Genomic DNA, 14,826 nt, shown 5'->3' with positions numbered 1-14,826 from the left:
GGGGTGCGGGGCGGCGGCGGCGGCGGGGGCGGGCGTCGATGGCGGCGGGATGGGCGGTTCCGGCGCGGTCGGCCTCGTCTGGCTGACGGCTCAGGGTTGAGCGTCATGGCCCGCAACCCCGCAGAACCCGCCTTGCTGGACGACGACGTCCTGGAGACCCCGCGCTGGCTGACTCCTGAAGAGCTGTACGCCGAAGGCGCCCGGGCTGGCGTCAGCGTGGCGCGCCCCTTTTCGAAACGGAGGACGATCAATGAGCGATCCTGCATCGCCCCCTTCGCCCCCCAGCCTGGCGGAAGGCCGCTGGCTATGGCGGCGCCTGTACGTGTTCACGACCAGCGGCGGCGCCTGGCTGCTGCTGGACCGGCTGATCGCCATGGTTCCACCGGACGCGGCGCCCGAGCTGGCCCGGGCCCTGATGGGGCTGCTGGCGCTGACGCTGGTGCTCTATCTGGTCGCGCCGACCGCCCAGCAGTTGATCGCGAGCCTGGCGCTGCTGCGCGATGGCCGCGGGGAGATCCGGTGATGGGATACCGGCTCTCGGAACGCTCGCTGAAGCGGATGGCCGGCGTTCACCCCCGGCTGGTGGCGCTGGTGAAGGAAGCCGCCGCGCTGACGCCGGTGGACTTCATGGTGACCGAAGGCCTGCGCACGCCCGAACGGCAGGCGGCCCTGGTGCGCGCCGGGGCCAGTCGCACCAAGAACTCCCGCCACCTGACGGGACATGCCGTGGACGTCGCCGCGCTGGTCGACGGCCAGGTGCGCTGGGACTGGCCGCTGTATCCGCGGATCGCGGCGGCCTTCAAGGCCGCAGCGGCGCGGCAGGGCACGGCGATCGTCTGGGGCGGCGACTGGCCGACCCTGCGGGACGGGCCCCCACTTCGAGCTCGACCGAAAGGCCTTTCCGTGAGCCCGCGCGATCTGCTGCGCGCGCTTACGCCGCTGGGCTGGCTGGTCCTGGCCGGAACGGCCGCGGTGGTGCTGGCGATCGCCGGTCACGGGCTGGGCCTGCGGTGGGACCCGTTCAACCTCGCCCAGCGGCGACTGGACGCCGCCGAACGGCGGGCCGCAACGGCGGTGGACGAAGCTGTCTCCAAGCGGCTGGAAGCCGAGGGGACCGCCGCCCAGGCGCGTCGCCTGGAGGATCATCAACAACAATCCCTGGAGCTGACGCGGGCGACCGCGGCGGCCCAGGCCCAGGCGAGGAACGCCGATGACGCTCAATATCCCCTGGAGCCCGACCGCGCTGATCGCCTGCGCGCTCATGATCGCGAGCTGTGCCGCCTCCGTCCCGGCGTCTGCGCCGCCTCCGAGACTGCCGATCCCGGCGGCGGCGGCGATCTCCTGTCGACTGCCGCGGCTGCCTGAACGTCCGGCCATCGCGGATCTTGAATCCGCCTACATGGAGCGCGGGGCGGCGCTGGCGCAGTGCGACGCGGCCCGGGCGCTGGCGGTGGAGACGCTGACGGCCGAACGCGCCCTGCAGGACCGCTGGCGCGCGGAGGCCGGCCGGAAGGCCCGCTGACGGCAAGTCCTGCCGCCCGGACCCGGCAACTTTTGCCCGGACTCGGCAGAATCTGCCGAGTTCACGACGTCCTTAACAGGAACTAACGCAGGAAAATCAATGGTCCCTGGTCTGGCATGCCGGATCGGCGGATGGTCCCATCCTTGCTGCGAGGGGACCGAGCAAAATGCTCCCGGCAGCCAAAATGGCGTCGGACACCTTGAAAGAAGGACTACGTGCCATGGCGCTGAACAGCGTTAACACGAACGTGGGCGCGATGATCGCCCTGCAGAACCTGCAAGTCACCAACAGCGAACTTTCGCAGGTTCAATCCCGCATCAACACCGGCAAGAAGGTCGGGTCCGCCAAGGACAACGGCGCCATCTGGGCCATCGCCCAGGGGCAACGTGCGGAAATCGGCGCCCTGAACGCCGTCAAGGACAGCCTGAACCGCGGTCAGTCGGCCGTGGACGTCAGCCTGGCTGCCGGCGAGAGCGTCTCGGACCTGCTGGTCCAGCTGAAGGAAAAGGCCCTGGCCGCGACGGACACGTCGCTGAAGACCGCCGCTCGCAACGCTCTGAACGAAGACTTCGTCTCGATCCGCAACCAGATCGCGACCGTCGTGGGCAACGCCGAGTTCAACGGGATCAACCTGCTGAACGGCACCGCGACCGCCGGCTTCAAGGCTCTGGCCAACGTCTCCGGCTCGACGATCACGATCAACGACGAGAACATGAGCCTCTCGGGTTCGATCGTGACCCTGTCGTCGACCCAGCAGATCAACACCACCACGGCGGCGAACACCGCCCTGGCGGCGGTCGACGCTTCGATCGCCGGCGTGTCGGCTTCGTTGGCCCGTCTGGGCACCGGTTCGAAGTCGCTGGGCACCCACCTGACCTTCGTCGGCAAGCTCCAGGACACCCTGGACGCCGGTGTCGGCAACCTGGTGGACGCCGATCTGGCCAAGGAAAGCGCCCGACTGCAAGCGCTGCAGACCAAGCAACAGCTGGGTGTGCAGGCTCTGTCGATCGCCAACTCCTCGACCTCCATCCTGCTCGGACTGTTCCGCTAAGGATCGACGGAAGGGCGGGATCTCCGGATCCCGCCCGACCGATCCGTCCCTTCGTAGGGAGCCGCCGCTCGAACGGCGTCGGCCGGAGACATGCAAAACAATGCGAAGATCGCTCCAGTAGCCGCGTCCCCCGTCCAGCCTTCCAACGCCGCCGCGGGCGGCGATTTCCATGATTCCCGGGCGCAACAGGAGGCCGACGAGGCCGCCCGTTATCGCCTGGTGATCGAGGAAGGGCCGCTGGCGGGTTCGTTCATCTACAAGACGCTGGACCGGGTCACCGGCGAAGTCGTCAAGCAGATGCCCCGCGAACAGGTCGTCGACCTGATGCGGGCGGTTTCCTACAGCGCCGGCTCGGTGATCGACACCAAGGCCTGAAGACGGCGCCGACCCATCCAACGCCGCGCAGGAGCGATCCGCGCGGTTAAAAGCCGTGGTTATCGCGCGTTAACCATGTGTGCACGGTTCGCACCCTAGCTTGACCCAAACCTTGAAGGGTCGAGTCGGATGACGAACAGCGTCCACACCAACACCTCCGCCGCCATCGCGCTGCAGAACCTGAGCACGACCAACTCGCGTCTGGCCGATGTCCAGAGCCGCGTGTCGACGGGCCTCAAGGTGCAGGGGGCCAAGGACAACGCCGCCATCTGGGCGATCGCCCAGAACCAGCGCGCCGACGTGGGGGCGCTCAGCGCCGTGAAGCAAAGCCTGGACCGCGCGACCTCGATCGCGGACGTGGCGCTGTCGGCCGGCGAATCGGTCTCGGACCTGCTGAACCAGCTCAAGGAGAAGGTGACGGCGGCGAAGGACTCTTCGCTCAAGACTCAGTCCCGTCAGCTTCTGGACGCCGACTTCAAGGCCCTGCTGAAGGCCATCGCCTCGGCGGTGGACAACGCCACCTTCGACGGCGGCAACATCCTGAACGGCACCCTGACCAACGGCATCCGCTTCCTGGCCAACGCCGATGCCTCGGCCTTCGTCACCCTGACGGCGAAGAACCTGACGCTCGGCGGAGGCGTGATCGACCTGACCATGTCCGACAGCCTGCTGACCCTGACGGGCGCGACCCAGGCGCTGACCCGGCTGGACGATTCGATCACCCAGCTGAACGCCGCCCTGGGCGAAATCGGCGCCCAGGCCAAGCAGATCGAGGCCCACAACACCTTCGTCTCGAAGCTGGTCGATACGCTCGAGTCCGGCATCGGCAACCTGGTGGACGCGGATCTGGCCAAGGAGAGCGCGCGGCTGCAGGCTCTGCAGGTGCAGCAGCAACTCGGCGCGCAATCCCTCTCGATCGCCAATCAGGCGCCGCAAATCATCCTGTCGCTGTTCAGAGGCGGTTGATCGGTCGGCCCTCAGGCCGGCCGGCCGCGTCCTGAATGGCCGATGTACACCGGTCCGGGCCGCCGGCGGTGCGCGCCGCGTGGGCCGAGGCCGTACAGGGAAAGCAAGGATTTCAGGGCGTTGACCAAGGCGTTCATCCGGGGTCTTCTCCGCATCCAGCGCGCGGATAACGGGCGCTGACGACCATTGTTCCCTGAGTCGCGCCACGAGTCGCTCCGGACGCTGACGTTAAGGCCTCGTTACGGCCCTGCCGTCACACTGCCATTCAGGAGCCGGCCTTGATCAACAACAGCTATCTTCTGGGGCTTTTCGGAGGGACGGCGCCCGCGCCGTCGCCGCTGACCACGCCCAATTCGGCCAAGGCCAAACCCCAGCCGACGCCGCCCTGGTCGACCTCGATCAAGACGCCCGAACAGAGCGCGCTCCTGCGCGCCGCGCTGGGCGGCCGGGCCTTCATCAACGAGGGCGCGGCCCAGCTGGACGTGAAGGGCGCTTCGGCGGACTATCAGAAGCTGTTCGCCCTCTACCAGGGCCTGGAGAGCATGAACGCGCTGGCCAACCGGGCGGCGACCAAGGGCGTCAACGCGCTGGAACTGACCCAGCTGAACAAGCGGTTCGCCGCCGGCATGGCCGAAATCTCGAGATGGCTGCCGGGCGCCGACTTCAACGGCATCCGGATGGTCCAGGGGGTCGCCTCGTCCACCAGCAAGTCCAGCGCCGCGGTGCCGCGCGATAGCGCCGTCTCGGTGACCGGCCCGATCCACGAAGGCTCGCCCGACGCGCTGAGCCCGGCCTTCGAGGGCGATGTCCGCTTCAGCATCACCATCAAGAAGGGCGACAACAGCACCAAGACCGTGGCGATCGACCTGGCCGACATGGGCGCGACCCCGCGGTCGCTGACCAAGGTCCTGGAACACATCAACGGCAAGCTGGAGGCCGAGGGGCTGGAGACGCGGCTAGGCCGCGAACTGGTCAAGGCCGAACCCAAGACGATGACCGTCAATGGCAAGACGGTGACCATGCCGGCCGGCCCGATCAGTTCGCCCTGGTGGTCCGGGGCGTCTCCACCGAGACCGTGTCTTTCGTTCCGGCCCAGAAGGCGGACGCCGTCTATGTGGTGCAGAACTCGGGGACGGCGGGCGGGCTCCAACTGCTGAAGTTCCAGAGCGACACGGGCGGGACGGCGCCGGCGCCGATCGCCGGCGTCGGCGAGACCCAATGGGTCGACGGGCGGGCTTCGCAGACAGCGTTGCCCGAGGGCGTCGAGACCGTCCGCGCCAGCGCCACCGGCCCCGACGGCTCGCTGTGGCTGGTCGCCGACCTGAAGGAAGGCCCCGGCAACCAGCCGATCAAGGGGCAGAAAGACGTGGCCCTGATCAAGGTCGATTCCGCCGGACGGGTGGTGACGACCCAGGCCCTGGGCGCCGCATCGACCGCGAGCGGCTACGCCATCGCGATCGACGCCAGCGGCCGCGTCGCAGTGGCCGGTTCGGTCACAGGGGCGCTCGAGCCGGGCAAGACCGGCGACGTGGCCACGGTCGCAGACAGCTTCGTGACGGTGTTCGACGCCGAAGGCCAGGAGGTCTGGACCCAGCGTCGTGGCGCCCGAGCAGCGGACCAGGCGACCTCGGTCAGCTTCGGCCCGAACGGGACGGTCTATGTTGCGGGCCGGGCGCAATCCGCTATGCCGGGAGCGGTCGGAGCCGGCGGCTGGGACGGCTATGTGCAGGCCTTCAGCGAAACCCAGGCGCACAAATACGCCCCCGTCGTCTCCACGGCGGCCGGCGCGGCCCAGTTTGGAACCGCCGGAACCGACGGCGTGGACGCGGTGGTGGTGGACGGGAACAATCTCTACTCCGCTGGCGTCGAGGATGGGCGGATCGTCCTGAGGAAATTCACTCTCGCGGCGGACGGCCGCCCGACGCTGGCGGCGACCCGCGATCTGGGCGAGGCGAGCGGCGAGATCGCGGGCCTGTCAATGGCCAACGGCAAGCTGGTTCTGAGCGGCACGACCCGGAACGACGCGCTGGACGTTGATACCGTCACGACCGCCCACCACGGCGGCAAGGACGCCTTTGTCGCCGTGGTCGACAGCAGCTTGACGGCTTCGGCCGCCGACCGGCTGACCTACATCGGCGGGGCCGGCGACGACAGCGCCGCGGACATGAAGGTCCAGGATGGCAAGATCTGGCTGACGGGCGTCGCGGACCGGCCCGAAGGGGCTAAGGCGACCGATCCGACCAAAGCCTATCTGACGCGGATCGACGGCCTGACGGGCGCGGTGGAGTGGCGCAGGGACTGGGAGGGAGACGGCCGGCAGGCCTCGCCGCTGACCCTGGCCGTGGCCTCGGGCGGAGCCAGCGTGCTGGATCGTCTGGGCCTGCCGCAGGGCGAGATCGACCAGAGCCCGTCGAAATCCCTGACCGCGGCCACGTCGCTCAGGGTCGGCGACCGCTTTTACGTATCCCCTGCCGATGGGGGGCGGGCGGTGGCGGTGACCATCGAGGCGCGCGACACGCTCCAGACGCTGGCCCGCAAGATCGAGCAGGCCTCGAACATGAAGCTGAAGGTCACCGTGTCCTCGGAATCCGCCAAGGCGGGCGAGCCGGGCGATCTGGCGACGGCGCTGAGGACCGGTTTCCAGCGGCTCTCCATCGTCGCGCGCGACGGGGTGAAGGGGGCCGTCCTGACGGCGGGCGAGACAGGGCGGGACGCGCTGGCGGGCTTGGGCCTGTCGCAGGGCTACGTCGGCCTCAGCACCGGCGAGGACGTCACCAAGACCTTCGGCATGGGGCTGCCGACCACGCTGAACCTGGGCGACGCGGCGGCCGTGAAGACCGCAGGCGAGAAGCTGCAGGCCGCCATGAAGTCCATTCGCGACGCCTACCGCGCCCTGGCCCCGGAATCGAACACGCCGCCGATCACCGGCAGCGCCCCGGCCTATCTGACCGCGCAACTCGCCAACTACCAGGCGGCCCTGGCCAGACTGACCGGCTAGGACGGGGCGGCCAGGAAGGCCGTTGACGCCGCCCGGCCCGACGGGGTTATTGGGCGCTCCATCCACGCGAGCTGCTCATGCCTCAGGACAATCGTATCCTTATCGCGATCGGCGCGGGCCTTGCGGTCCTCGCCGCCGTGGTGATCGCCCTGGTCATGTCGGGAGGACGCGACCGTGATCCGCCGCCGCCGCCGGCGGCTCAGGGCGGTCTGACGGTGGATGTGGCCGACGCGCCCAGCCTGGAGCCCACTCGGGAGTTGCGCTGCTACGTCGCCGGCAGTTCGTCGGCATGGCCACCCTGGCCGACTGCGCGCGCCGGAACGGGCTGGCGACAGACGCCCTGGACGTGGGTGTCGACGCCACCGGTGATCTGGCGGCGGCTCCGACGGCCTCGCTGGCGCCTCCGCCCGAAGCTCCGCCGGTCGAGGTGGCGGAGATCGAGCCGGAGGCGGCGCCGGTCGAATCCACCCAGCCCGTCCAGTCCGCGCCCCAGCAAGCCTCGGCGGGCGGGCAGTGCCTGCGCTACACCGGATCGGAGTGGCGGATGCTGTCGTCGAACATGTCGCTGAACGCCTGTGTCCAGGCGCTCTATTCCGGCACCTGCGTGCGGCCGGGCGAGGCGCTGTATGGAAGCTGGGGCGAAACGACCTTGCGTCTGGTCCCCCGCCGCGTGGAGCAGTCGCCCGATCACAACCGGTTCCGCACGCTGGCCGAGCAGGACCGCAGCTGCCAATTCCCGGGGCTCCGTTGATGCGCGTCTCAGTCCGTCTCGCCCTCGTCGCCGGCGCCCTGGCTGTCTCGGCCTGCCAGCAGACCACCAAGGCTCCGTTCGACCGGGGCGTCTGCTACGCCGTGCAACTCGGCGAAAAAGGGGAGCCGCCGCGCTTCAACGTCGTCGCCGACAACCAGCCCCAGATCGAGTTCTGCGCCGCCCGGCTGGAAGAGATGCGCCTTCGCTTCCTCCGCCTGGGCGGCAGCCGGCGTGAGATCATCGGGGCCTACCAAGGCCAGTTCATCTTCATCGACCGCTCGGGCGTTTCGTTCGGCAAGACCCTGGAGGGCGCGCGGTTCATGGCGCTGGCCCGGACGGGCGATGGCCGTTTGGCCATCCCGGGCGCCATTCAGCGCGAGGTGGACGGCGGGGCAGCGGCTCCGGCGGCGTCCGCGCCTGCCCAGTGAAGTTGTAGAACAAAGCTGGAACATCTAGTCTTGGTCCACTAGGGTGTGGACCAAAGGCGGCTTCCCGTCGCATGCGGCGGCGGGACGCCCTATTAGACCGGCCTAGGACAGCGCGAAGCGCGTCAGGCCACGGACAAGAAAAGGAGCTCGGTGATGGCGGGCAGCGTCAACAAGGTCATTCTGGTGGGCAACCTGGGCAAGGACCCGGAGATCCGCACCCTGAACAACGGCGAGAAGGTCGCAAACCTCTCGCTGGCGACGTCGGAGCAGTGGCGTGACAAGGCGACGGGCGAGCGCAAGGAAAAGACGGAGTGGCACCGGGTCGTCATCTTCAACGACAACATCGTGAAGGTGGCCGAGAATTATCTGAAGAAGGGCTCGACGGTTTACGTCGAGGGCTCGCTGCAGACCCGCAAATGGACCGATCAGCAGGGCGTCGAGAAATACTCGACCGAGGTCGTGATCCAGCGCTTCAACGGCCAGCTCACCATGCTGGGCGGCCGGGACGGCGGCGGTTCGAGCGCGCCGCGCGGAGGCGACGACGACTATTCCTCGGGCTTCTCGACCGGCGGGGCGAACAAGCCTTCGGGCCCGCGCGAAAGCTACGACCTGAACGACGACATTCCGTTCTGACGGTCCGCTTGCACAGATCAGCCACAGTCTGAAATGTGAAGTGTCGGCCGCGCCTCTCGCGCGCCGCCGACGGTCGGGCTACCCCGGTCGCGTGATCACGCCCGACAAACCGAACACCCCCCTTTCCTTGGTCGAGATCGCCGCCATCGTGGCGGTGGTGGTGATCTGGGGCGTCAACAACGCGGCGGCCAAGCTGGCGACCGAGACCTTGCCGCCCCTGCTGATGGGGGCGCTGCGCTTCGGCCTGGCGGCGGTCTGCCTGATCGGCTTCGTCCGCCCGCCGTTCCCCAATTGGAAGAGCCTGCTGATCATCGTCCTGGTGGGCGGGCCGCTTCACTATGGCCTGATCTATCTGGCGTTCTGGCTGGCGCAGGACGTCAGCCCGGTGTCCGTCGCCGCCCAGCTCTGGGTTCCGTTCACCGCCCTGTTCGCCTTCCTGCTGCTGCGCGAGCGACTGTCCAAACCCGCCCTGGCCGGCATGGGCGTCGCCTTCCTGGGCGTGGCGTGGATGACCCTGGACCCGCACGCCATCGCCGATTGGAAGGCTATCCTGGTCGGCGTCGCCGCGGCTTCGGCCTGGGCGCTGACGACCGTTGTGGCCCGGCGGACGACCTCGATCCCGCCTCTGAAGATGCAGGGCCTGCTGGCGCTGGTCGCCTTGCCGGCGCTGGGCCTGGCCTCGGCCGTCTTCGAGACCGGACAAATGGAGGCGCTCCGGGACGCCGACGCCCTGGTCTGGGCTTGCGTCGTCTGGGCCGGGCTGGTGTCCTCGGTGATCGCCACCACCCTGGTCTTCTGGCTGGTGCAAAAGCGGGAGGCGGGGCGGGTGACCCCGTACCTGCTGGCCACGCCGCTGGTGTCGATCGTGATCGGCTGGGCGTTCATGGGCGACGTGCTGACGCCGCAGATCCTGGCGGGCGCGGCGCTGACGATGGGCGGCGTGGCGCTGGTGGCGCTGGCCGAGCGGGGCCTGAGGGCGGGCGCCGCCAAGGCCTGACAAAGAAAAACGCCCGGCCGCATCGCGACCGGGGCGTTTCCTCATGATCTCTGCGGCCGCTAGAGGCCCGGCAGCTTGAAGCCGGTGTCACGGCGCGGCGTGATGCTGATGCCGCCGCGGCCGCCGGTCAGCTCCTGCAGGCGAGCGTACTCGCTGGCGGCGTCGATCGTGACCGCGCCCTCGGCGGTCTGAGTGGTGGTGGGGGCGCGAGAGGCGTCGTCGTCACGACGCCAGAACAGGATGCGGTTGGCCCAGTTCTCTTCCTTGTGCGCCAGATCGCCGAACTCGTCGTCGACGACATAGCGCGCGAGCGGGTCGGCGCGATCGCCGCCGGCCTGGGCCACCAGGACCTGCTCGCCAGGCGAACGGGTCACAGCTTGACGCTGCCCCAGCAGGATCTGGCGGGCCGCCGATTCCGGAGCCAGCTCCTGCGGGCGCGGTTGGCCGGGCGCCGGCGGGCGCAGGCCATATTCCGGCGGAACGGTCAGCGGAGCGGTCGAGACGGTCAGAAACTCGTCCGGCGTGACCTTGGTCAGGCCGATGCTCTGGCGGAGGCCCGAGCAGGCCCCCAGGCTGAGCGCCGAGGCGGCGACGAGGGTCAAGACGGCGGCGTTGCGAAGGCGCATGATCAATCCCGGTGCGGCGCGCCGGACGGCGCGCGCGTGAACCCTTAGTGGAAGCGGCTGATTACGACTTTTCGGCGGCGAGGCCAACCTTGGCCGCCCGCTCGGATAGGATGCTGTCCAGGACCAGCAGCACGACCCCGACGGTGATGGCGCTGTCGGCGACGTTGAACACCCACGGAAAGACGCCGGTTCCCGAGAAATCAAGGAAGTCCACGACGTAGCCGAAGCGGATGCGGTCGATGACGTTGCCGATCGCTCCGCCCATGATGAACCCGATGGCGGTGATCAGCAGGCGGCGATCCGCCCTCAGCGCCCACCAGCCCAGGGCGCCCGCGACGACCAGGGAGAAGAGGCTCAGCACCCAGCGCGCCGAACCGTCGCCGAACAGGCCGAAGCTGACCCCGCGGTTCTCGACCCAGGTGAGGTTGAAGATGGGAGACCAGACCTCGACGCGGCCGATCTCACGCAGGTCCAGGCCGGAGAGCACCCAGGCCTTGGTCAGTTGGTCGATCAGGATGATGACGAGGGCGAAGCCGTAAGCGGCGTAGGCGATGCGGGGGATTTTCATGCGGCTCGCTGGAAGGTGAGGGGGTTCCGGTTAGCAGTCCCGGGGTCTCGCGCGAAGAGGATTGTTGGCGTCACAGGGTCGCGCCGACGCATCAATGGTTGCCCTGAAGCGTTCAAGGCCTCAAGTGTGACGCTTCCCGATCGCCCACCGCAACAGGAGCGCCGATGCCGGCTGCCGACGGCCACGCCACCACGCTCATCACCACCCTGGTCGGAGGCTTCGTGCTGGCCTTCGTGTTCGGCATGCTGGCCAATCGGCTGAAACTGTCGCCCCTGGTCGGTTATCTGGTGGCAGGCGTCGTGGTGGGCCACACCGGCGGCTTCGTCGCCGACACCGAGTTGGCGCCGCAGTTGGCCGAGATCGGCGTGATCCTCCTGATGTTCGGCGTCGGGCTGCATTTCTCGCCCAAGGACCTGATGCAGGTCCGCCGGGTCGCCCTGCCGGGAGCGCTGGCCCAGATCGCCGCGGCGGACGGGAATGGGCTGGGTGCTGGGCCGGTTCGCCCTGGGCATGACCGATGTCGAGGCCCTGCTGATGGGCTTCGCCCTGTCGGTGGCGTCCACCGTCGTGCTGATGCGTGCGCTGGAGGAGCGCAAGCAGAACAAGGGTGAGATCGGCCGCATCGCCGTGGGCTGGCTGATCGTCGAGGATCTGGTGATCGTCATCGCCCTGGTCATGCTGCCCATGATCCTGATCCAGCCCGGCGAGACGGTGGACGGCGGTGCGCTGGCCGGCAGCATCGGCTGGACCCTGCTGAAGGTCGCGGCCTTCGTCGGCGCCATGCTGGTCGTCGGCGGAAAGGTCCTGCCCTGGGTGCTGGTGCGCATCGCCCACACCAAGTCCCGGGAGCTGTTCACCCTGGGGGTCCTGGCCATCGCCTTGGGGATCGCGTGGATCGCCTACTACCTGTTCCACTCCTTCGCCCTGGGCGCCTTCCTGGCCGGTTTGGTGCTGAACGGCTCGCCGCTGGGCCATAATGCGGCGGAGCGCTCGCTGCCCCTCAGAGACGCCTTCGCGGTGTTGTTCTTCGTCTCGGTGGGCATGCTGTTCGACCCGACGATCCTGGTGCGCCAGCCGCTGGCGGTGCTGGGCGTGCTGGGCATCGTCATCGTCGGCAAATCGCTGGCGGCGCTGGCGATCACCGCAGGCTTCAAGCTGGACAAGGCGACCGGCCTGACGGTGGCCGCCTCCCTGGCCCAGATCGGCGAGTTCAGCTTCATCCTGGCCGCGCTGGGCATGACCGAAGGGGTGATGAGCCAGCAGACGCACGATCTGATTCTGGCCGCCGCCCTGCTGTCGATCTCGCTCCACCCCTTCGTCTTCGCCCTGGTCGACCGGATGGGGGCCAAGCCCAAACCGCCGGCCAAGGTCGAGCCTGTCCCCGTCCGAGATCTGATCTGAAAGAAAAGCTCCGGACGGCGGGGCCGTCCGGAGCGTCTCAGGCGTGGATTCCTGGGATCAGAGCACGCCGATCATCGAGGCGACCAGCGGGTGGCGGACGATGTCGCGTTCGGCCAGCTTGACCACGCCGATGTCCGGCACCGCGGCGAGTTTCTCGGCGATGTCGGCCAGGCCGGACACTCCGGGCAGCAGATCCGATTGGTGCGGGTCGCCGGTGACGACCATGGTCGAATGCCAGCCCAGCCGGGTCAGCAGCATCTTCAGCTGCACGTAGGTGCAGTTCTGGGCCTCGTCGACGACGATGAAGGCGTTGTTCAGCGTCCGGCCGCGCATGTAGCCGATGGGAGCGATCTCGATCAGGCCCTCGGCCATCAGCGCCTTGACCCGCTTCATGCTCAGGCGGTCCGAAAGCGCGTCGTAGAGCGGCCGGAGGTAGGGGGCCAGCTTGTCCTCCATGTCGCCGGGCAGGAAGCCGATCGATTCACCGGCCTCGACCGCGGGGCGGCTGAGGACGATGCGGCCGACCTTGCCGGCCTCCAGCGCCTCGACGGCCTTGGCGACAGCCAGGTAGGTCTTGCCCGTGCCCGCCGGCCCCAGGGCCAGGACCAGGTTGTGATGATCGATCATCGTCATCAGCTCGGCCTGACCGTCCGACTTGGGCTTCAACGTCTTCAGATAGGCCTGGTCCCGATCGTCGTTGGACGGATAGGGCGACCAGCCCGCGTGGGTGGGCAACCGCCGGACCTTCGCGTCCTCCGTGAACTGCCGTGAATCCAGAATCCCGTGCTCGCGGGACATCTCGCGGGTTTGACGCTTCAGGGCCGCACGTTTGGTCATGGACGCCTCCAGGGCATGGACATCGGCGACGCCTTTGCGTCGCCTGGGGGCATGAAAAAAGGCGATGCCGCAAAAGCATCGCCTCGGACGACGGTAGGGAGGAGGAGAGCAGAGGATGCGACGCATCCGCCCGGGTCGGAGGAAGATCTGACTTCCAGCGGGATGTTCCCAGAAGACTGGGACCGCCGAACCGAACGCACCACGCGCGTCCTCCGAGGCTTGACCGGACCGGGCTTGATCCGGCTTCCGATCCGGGGCCGAAATAGCGGTCTCGAATCGCATCACCATCATGATGCTAGCGTGGTTTACGAGAGCTTAAAGCCCTCGTTTTGTTGAGAAATGGCGGTGTTCTGATGAATGTTTACAGTCTCGGCGACAAGAAACCGCAGCTTCCGCCCGAAGGCGAATACTGGGTCGCGCCGAATGCGACTGTCGTAGGAGACGTGATTCTGAAACCGGGCGCCAGCGTCTGGTTCGGCGCTGTTGTCCGCGGCGACAACGATCCGATCACGATCGGCCGCGACACCAATATCCAGGACGGCAGCGTGCTGCATTCCGATCCCGGCGAGCCCCTGACCATCGGCGACGGCGTGACGGTCGGCCACATGGTCATGCTTCACAGCTGCGAGATCGGCGACAACACCCTCATCGGAATCGGGGCGGTGGTCCTGGGCCGCGCCAAGATCGGGAAGAACTGCCTGATCGGGGCCAACGCCTTGATCACCGAGGGCAAGGTGATTCCCGACAATTCGCTGGTGATGGGCCAGCCCGGCAAGGTCGTGCGCGAGCTGGAGTCCGGGCAGATAGGGGCGTTGAAGGCCTCGGCCGCCCACTACGTCCAGAACTGGAAGCGCTACGTCGCCGACCTGAAGCCGGTCTGAGCCGAAAGTCGGGGAGTCTCAGGCGATGCGGCGGCCGCGACCGAAGCAAGGGCCAGGGCCGCGCGTCCCGGGTCGCCCACGCCGATGGACACCCGCGCCGTCAGCAGCCGGGGTTCGTCCACGGCCAATATCAGGCTGGGAGCGGGCGCATACAGGCCCAGCACCATGTCGGGCCGTCCCGACGGACCGCGCAGGGGAGCCAGCGCGATCTCCATCGGCGCGGAGATCGAGCCGGCCAGGGCGGCGATCACCACGGGGCGAGCTTCGCGCACGGTTTGGGCGACGGCGGCGGAGACCAACGAGTGCGAGGCCGTGCGCCACAGCTCCAGCAGGGAGCGATTCTTCAGCGTTTCGCCGTGAAAGGCCTCGATCCACCCGCCGGCCAGACGCAGCACAGGCGTCTCGCCCACGCGTTCGACCAGGAAGGCCCGGGGCAGGCGGGCGGCCAGCGACTCGGGCGCGAAGGCCGCCCGGGCGGGCACGCCGGCGCGAACCCCCGCAGCCTGGGCCAGGACGGTCCAGCGGTCGATCAGGAATTGCGTATCAGGATGGAACATCGCATCCGCCTCCGACCGGGTCGCCGCAAGGGGCGGGCCGGGAAAACGCAACGGAAATGCAAGGCTTTCGGGTTCAGATGCCGGATGGAGCGGTTCGTTCGTGTTGCGAGCCGCGCAAACTCATCTGGAGGTCGGCCCATGGGGGTGCGGATCATGACCTGGCTGCCGGCCGCGGCGGGCTTCCTCGCGGTTTCGGCGCTCGCCGACGCGGCGGCGCCCAGTGCGGGCCCCGTGT

General features: G+C 68.5%; 19 protein-coding genes. 15 read left to right on the top strand and 4 right to left on the bottom strand.

Annotation, left to right across the window (positions count from 1 at the left end):
* Positions 1-250: 250 nt before the first annotated feature.
* The 12 genes from AC2W7C_RS04705 to AC2W7C_RS04650 all read left to right on the top strand — a co-directional run bounded on the left by AC2W7C_RS04705 (position 251) and on the right by AC2W7C_RS04650 (position 9,721).
* Positions 251-523, top strand: coding sequence for a hypothetical protein (locus AC2W7C_RS04705; RefSeq protein ID WP_486000405.1), 273 nt, complete (start codon positions 251-253; stop codon positions 521-523).
* Positions 523-1,365, top strand: coding sequence for a M15 family metallopeptidase (locus AC2W7C_RS04700; RefSeq protein ID WP_486000404.1), 843 nt, complete (start codon positions 523-525; stop codon positions 1,363-1,365). The genes AC2W7C_RS04705 and AC2W7C_RS04700 overlap by 1 nt, the downstream gene beginning before the upstream one ends.
* A gap of 34 nt (positions 1,366-1,399) precedes the next feature.
* Positions 1,400-1,522, top strand: a complete 123-nt coding sequence (locus tag AC2W7C_RS04695; RefSeq protein WP_486000403.1) for a hypothetical protein — start codon at positions 1,400-1,402, stop codon at positions 1,520-1,522.
* Positions 1,523-1,742: 220 nt separating this feature from the next.
* Complete coding sequence (locus AC2W7C_RS04690; protein ID WP_486000402.1) at positions 1,743-2,573, top strand: flagellin; 831 nt, start codon at positions 1,743-1,745, stop codon at positions 2,571-2,573.
* Between the two features lie 90 nt (positions 2,574-2,663).
* Positions 2,664-2,948, top strand: coding sequence for a flagellar protein FlaG (locus tag AC2W7C_RS04685; protein WP_486000401.1), 285 nt, complete (start codon positions 2,664-2,666; stop codon positions 2,946-2,948).
* Between the two features lie 129 nt (positions 2,949-3,077).
* Positions 3,078-3,914, top strand: a complete 837-nt coding sequence (locus tag AC2W7C_RS04680; protein ID WP_486000400.1) for a flagellin — start codon at positions 3,078-3,080, stop codon at positions 3,912-3,914.
* Between the two features lie 278 nt (positions 3,915-4,192).
* The gene (locus AC2W7C_RS04675; protein WP_486000399.1) at positions 4,193-5,071 is read left to right on the top strand and encodes a hypothetical protein; all 879 of its coding nucleotides are present in this window, start codon (positions 4,193-4,195) and stop codon (positions 5,069-5,071) included.
* A complete protein-coding gene (locus AC2W7C_RS04670) occupies positions 4,990-6,912 on the top strand; it encodes a hypothetical protein (protein ID WP_486000398.1) in 1,923 nt (640 codons plus the stop codon). The genes AC2W7C_RS04675 and AC2W7C_RS04670 overlap by 82 nt, the downstream gene beginning before the upstream one ends.
* A gap of 289 nt (positions 6,913-7,201) precedes the next feature.
* Positions 7,202-7,663, top strand: coding sequence for a hypothetical protein (locus AC2W7C_RS04665; protein ID WP_486000397.1), 462 nt, complete (start codon positions 7,202-7,204; stop codon positions 7,661-7,663).
* On the top strand, positions 7,663-8,091 hold the full coding sequence (locus tag AC2W7C_RS04660) for a hypothetical protein (RefSeq protein ID WP_486000396.1): 429 nt from the start codon (positions 7,663-7,665) through the stop codon (positions 8,089-8,091). Before AC2W7C_RS04665 ends, AC2W7C_RS04660 begins: the two co-directional genes overlap by 1 nt.
* Before the next feature lie 153 nt (positions 8,092-8,244).
* The gene (gene ssb / locus AC2W7C_RS04655) at positions 8,245-8,724 is read left to right on the top strand and encodes a single-stranded DNA-binding protein (RefSeq protein WP_486000395.1); all 480 of its coding nucleotides are present in this window, start codon (positions 8,245-8,247) and stop codon (positions 8,722-8,724) included.
* Between the two features lie 127 nt (positions 8,725-8,851).
* Entirely contained in the window at positions 8,852-9,721 is an 870-nt protein-coding gene (locus AC2W7C_RS04650) for a DMT family transporter (protein WP_486000394.1), read from the top strand.
* Between the two features lie 59 nt (positions 9,722-9,780).
* Here the strand turns inward: AC2W7C_RS04650 and AC2W7C_RS04645 are convergent, their stop codons facing one another.
* Together AC2W7C_RS04645 and lspA are read right to left on the bottom strand one after the other, a co-directional pair.
* Complete coding sequence (locus tag AC2W7C_RS04645; protein WP_486000393.1) at positions 9,781-10,347, bottom strand: DUF3035 domain-containing protein; 567 nt, start codon at positions 10,345-10,347, stop codon at positions 9,781-9,783.
* 61 nt (positions 10,348-10,408) lie between these two features.
* A complete protein-coding gene (lspA, locus tag AC2W7C_RS04640; RefSeq protein WP_486000392.1) occupies positions 10,409-10,915 on the bottom strand; it encodes a signal peptidase II in 507 nt (168 codons plus the stop codon).
* A 164-nt stretch (positions 10,916-11,079) separates the two neighbouring features.
* On the opposite strand from lspA, the gene AC2W7C_RS04635 reads away from it, so the two are divergent.
* Together AC2W7C_RS04635 and AC2W7C_RS04630 are read left to right on the top strand one after the other, a co-directional pair.
* Complete coding sequence (locus AC2W7C_RS04635) at positions 11,080-11,526, top strand: cation:proton antiporter domain-containing protein (RefSeq protein WP_486000391.1); 447 nt, start codon at positions 11,080-11,082, stop codon at positions 11,524-11,526.
* Positions 11,426-12,316, top strand: a complete 891-nt coding sequence (locus AC2W7C_RS04630) for a cation:proton antiporter (RefSeq protein ID WP_486000407.1) — start codon at positions 11,426-11,428, stop codon at positions 12,314-12,316. Before AC2W7C_RS04635 ends, AC2W7C_RS04630 begins: the two co-directional genes overlap by 101 nt.
* Before the next feature lie 57 nt (positions 12,317-12,373).
* On the opposite strand, the gene AC2W7C_RS04625 is transcribed toward AC2W7C_RS04630, so the two are convergent.
* The gene (locus AC2W7C_RS04625; protein ID WP_486000406.1) at positions 12,374-13,165 is read right to left on the bottom strand and encodes a PhoH family protein; all 792 of its coding nucleotides are present in this window, start codon (positions 13,163-13,165) and stop codon (positions 12,374-12,376) included.
* Positions 13,166-13,506: 341 nt separating this feature from the next.
* Between AC2W7C_RS04625 and AC2W7C_RS04620 the strand changes: the two genes are divergently transcribed.
* Complete coding sequence (locus AC2W7C_RS04620) at positions 13,507-14,034, top strand: gamma carbonic anhydrase family protein (RefSeq protein WP_486000390.1); 528 nt, start codon at positions 13,507-13,509, stop codon at positions 14,032-14,034.
* Here the strand turns inward: AC2W7C_RS04620 and AC2W7C_RS04615 are convergent.
* A complete protein-coding gene (locus AC2W7C_RS04615; protein WP_486000389.1) occupies positions 14,007-14,591 on the bottom strand; it encodes a PAS domain-containing protein in 585 nt (194 codons plus the stop codon). The two genes, AC2W7C_RS04620 and AC2W7C_RS04615, sit on opposite strands and share 28 nt — an antisense overlap.
* Between the last annotated feature and the right edge of the window lie 235 nt (positions 14,592-14,826).

Source organism: Brevundimonas sp. CURTG3B2_SDJG, from assembly GCF_057364705.1.
The sequence above is the reverse complement of the archived record's forward strand: the minus strand, read 5'-3'. Positions and strand labels throughout refer to the sequence as shown.

Excerpts from the sequence above, each read along its gene's own strand:
- AC2W7C_RS04690 (WP_486000402.1), top strand. The coding sequence starts at position 1,743 with ATGGCGCTGAACAGCGTTAACACGAACGTGGGCGCGATGATCGCCCTG.
- lspA (WP_486000392.1), bottom strand. The coding sequence starts at position 10,915 with ATGAAAATCCCCCGCATCGCCTACGCCGCTTACGGCTTCGCCCTCGTC.
- AC2W7C_RS04680 (WP_486000400.1), top strand. The coding sequence starts at position 3,078 with ATGACGAACAGCGTCCACACCAACACCTCCGCCGCCATCGCGCTGCAG.
- AC2W7C_RS04705 (WP_486000405.1), top strand. The coding sequence starts at position 251 with ATGAGCGATCCTGCATCGCCCCCTTCGCCCCCCAGCCTGGCGGAAGGC.
- AC2W7C_RS04695 (WP_486000403.1), top strand. The coding sequence starts at position 1,400 with ATGGAGCGCGGGGCGGCGCTGGCGCAGTGCGACGCGGCCCGGGCGCTG.
- ssb (WP_486000395.1), top strand. The coding sequence starts at position 8,245 with ATGGCGGGCAGCGTCAACAAGGTCATTCTGGTGGGCAACCTGGGCAAG.
- AC2W7C_RS04635 (WP_486000391.1), top strand. The coding sequence starts at position 11,080 with ATGCCGGCTGCCGACGGCCACGCCACCACGCTCATCACCACCCTGGTC.
- AC2W7C_RS04645 (WP_486000393.1), bottom strand. The coding sequence starts at position 10,347 with ATGCGCCTTCGCAACGCCGCCGTCTTGACCCTCGTCGCCGCCTCGGCG.
- AC2W7C_RS04665 (WP_486000397.1), top strand. The coding sequence starts at position 7,202 with ATGGCCACCCTGGCCGACTGCGCGCGCCGGAACGGGCTGGCGACAGAC.
- AC2W7C_RS04615 (WP_486000389.1), bottom strand. The coding sequence starts at position 14,591 with ATGTTCCATCCTGATACGCAATTCCTGATCGACCGCTGGACCGTCCTG.
- AC2W7C_RS04630 (WP_486000407.1), top strand. The coding sequence starts at position 11,426 with ATGACCGATGTCGAGGCCCTGCTGATGGGCTTCGCCCTGTCGGTGGCG.
- AC2W7C_RS04685 (WP_486000401.1), top strand. The coding sequence starts at position 2,664 with ATGCAAAACAATGCGAAGATCGCTCCAGTAGCCGCGTCCCCCGTCCAG.
- AC2W7C_RS04700 (WP_486000404.1), top strand. The coding sequence starts at position 523 with ATGGGATACCGGCTCTCGGAACGCTCGCTGAAGCGGATGGCCGGCGTT.
- AC2W7C_RS04620 (WP_486000390.1), top strand. The coding sequence starts at position 13,507 with ATGAATGTTTACAGTCTCGGCGACAAGAAACCGCAGCTTCCGCCCGAA.
- AC2W7C_RS04660 (WP_486000396.1), top strand. The coding sequence starts at position 7,663 with ATGCGCGTCTCAGTCCGTCTCGCCCTCGTCGCCGGCGCCCTGGCTGTC.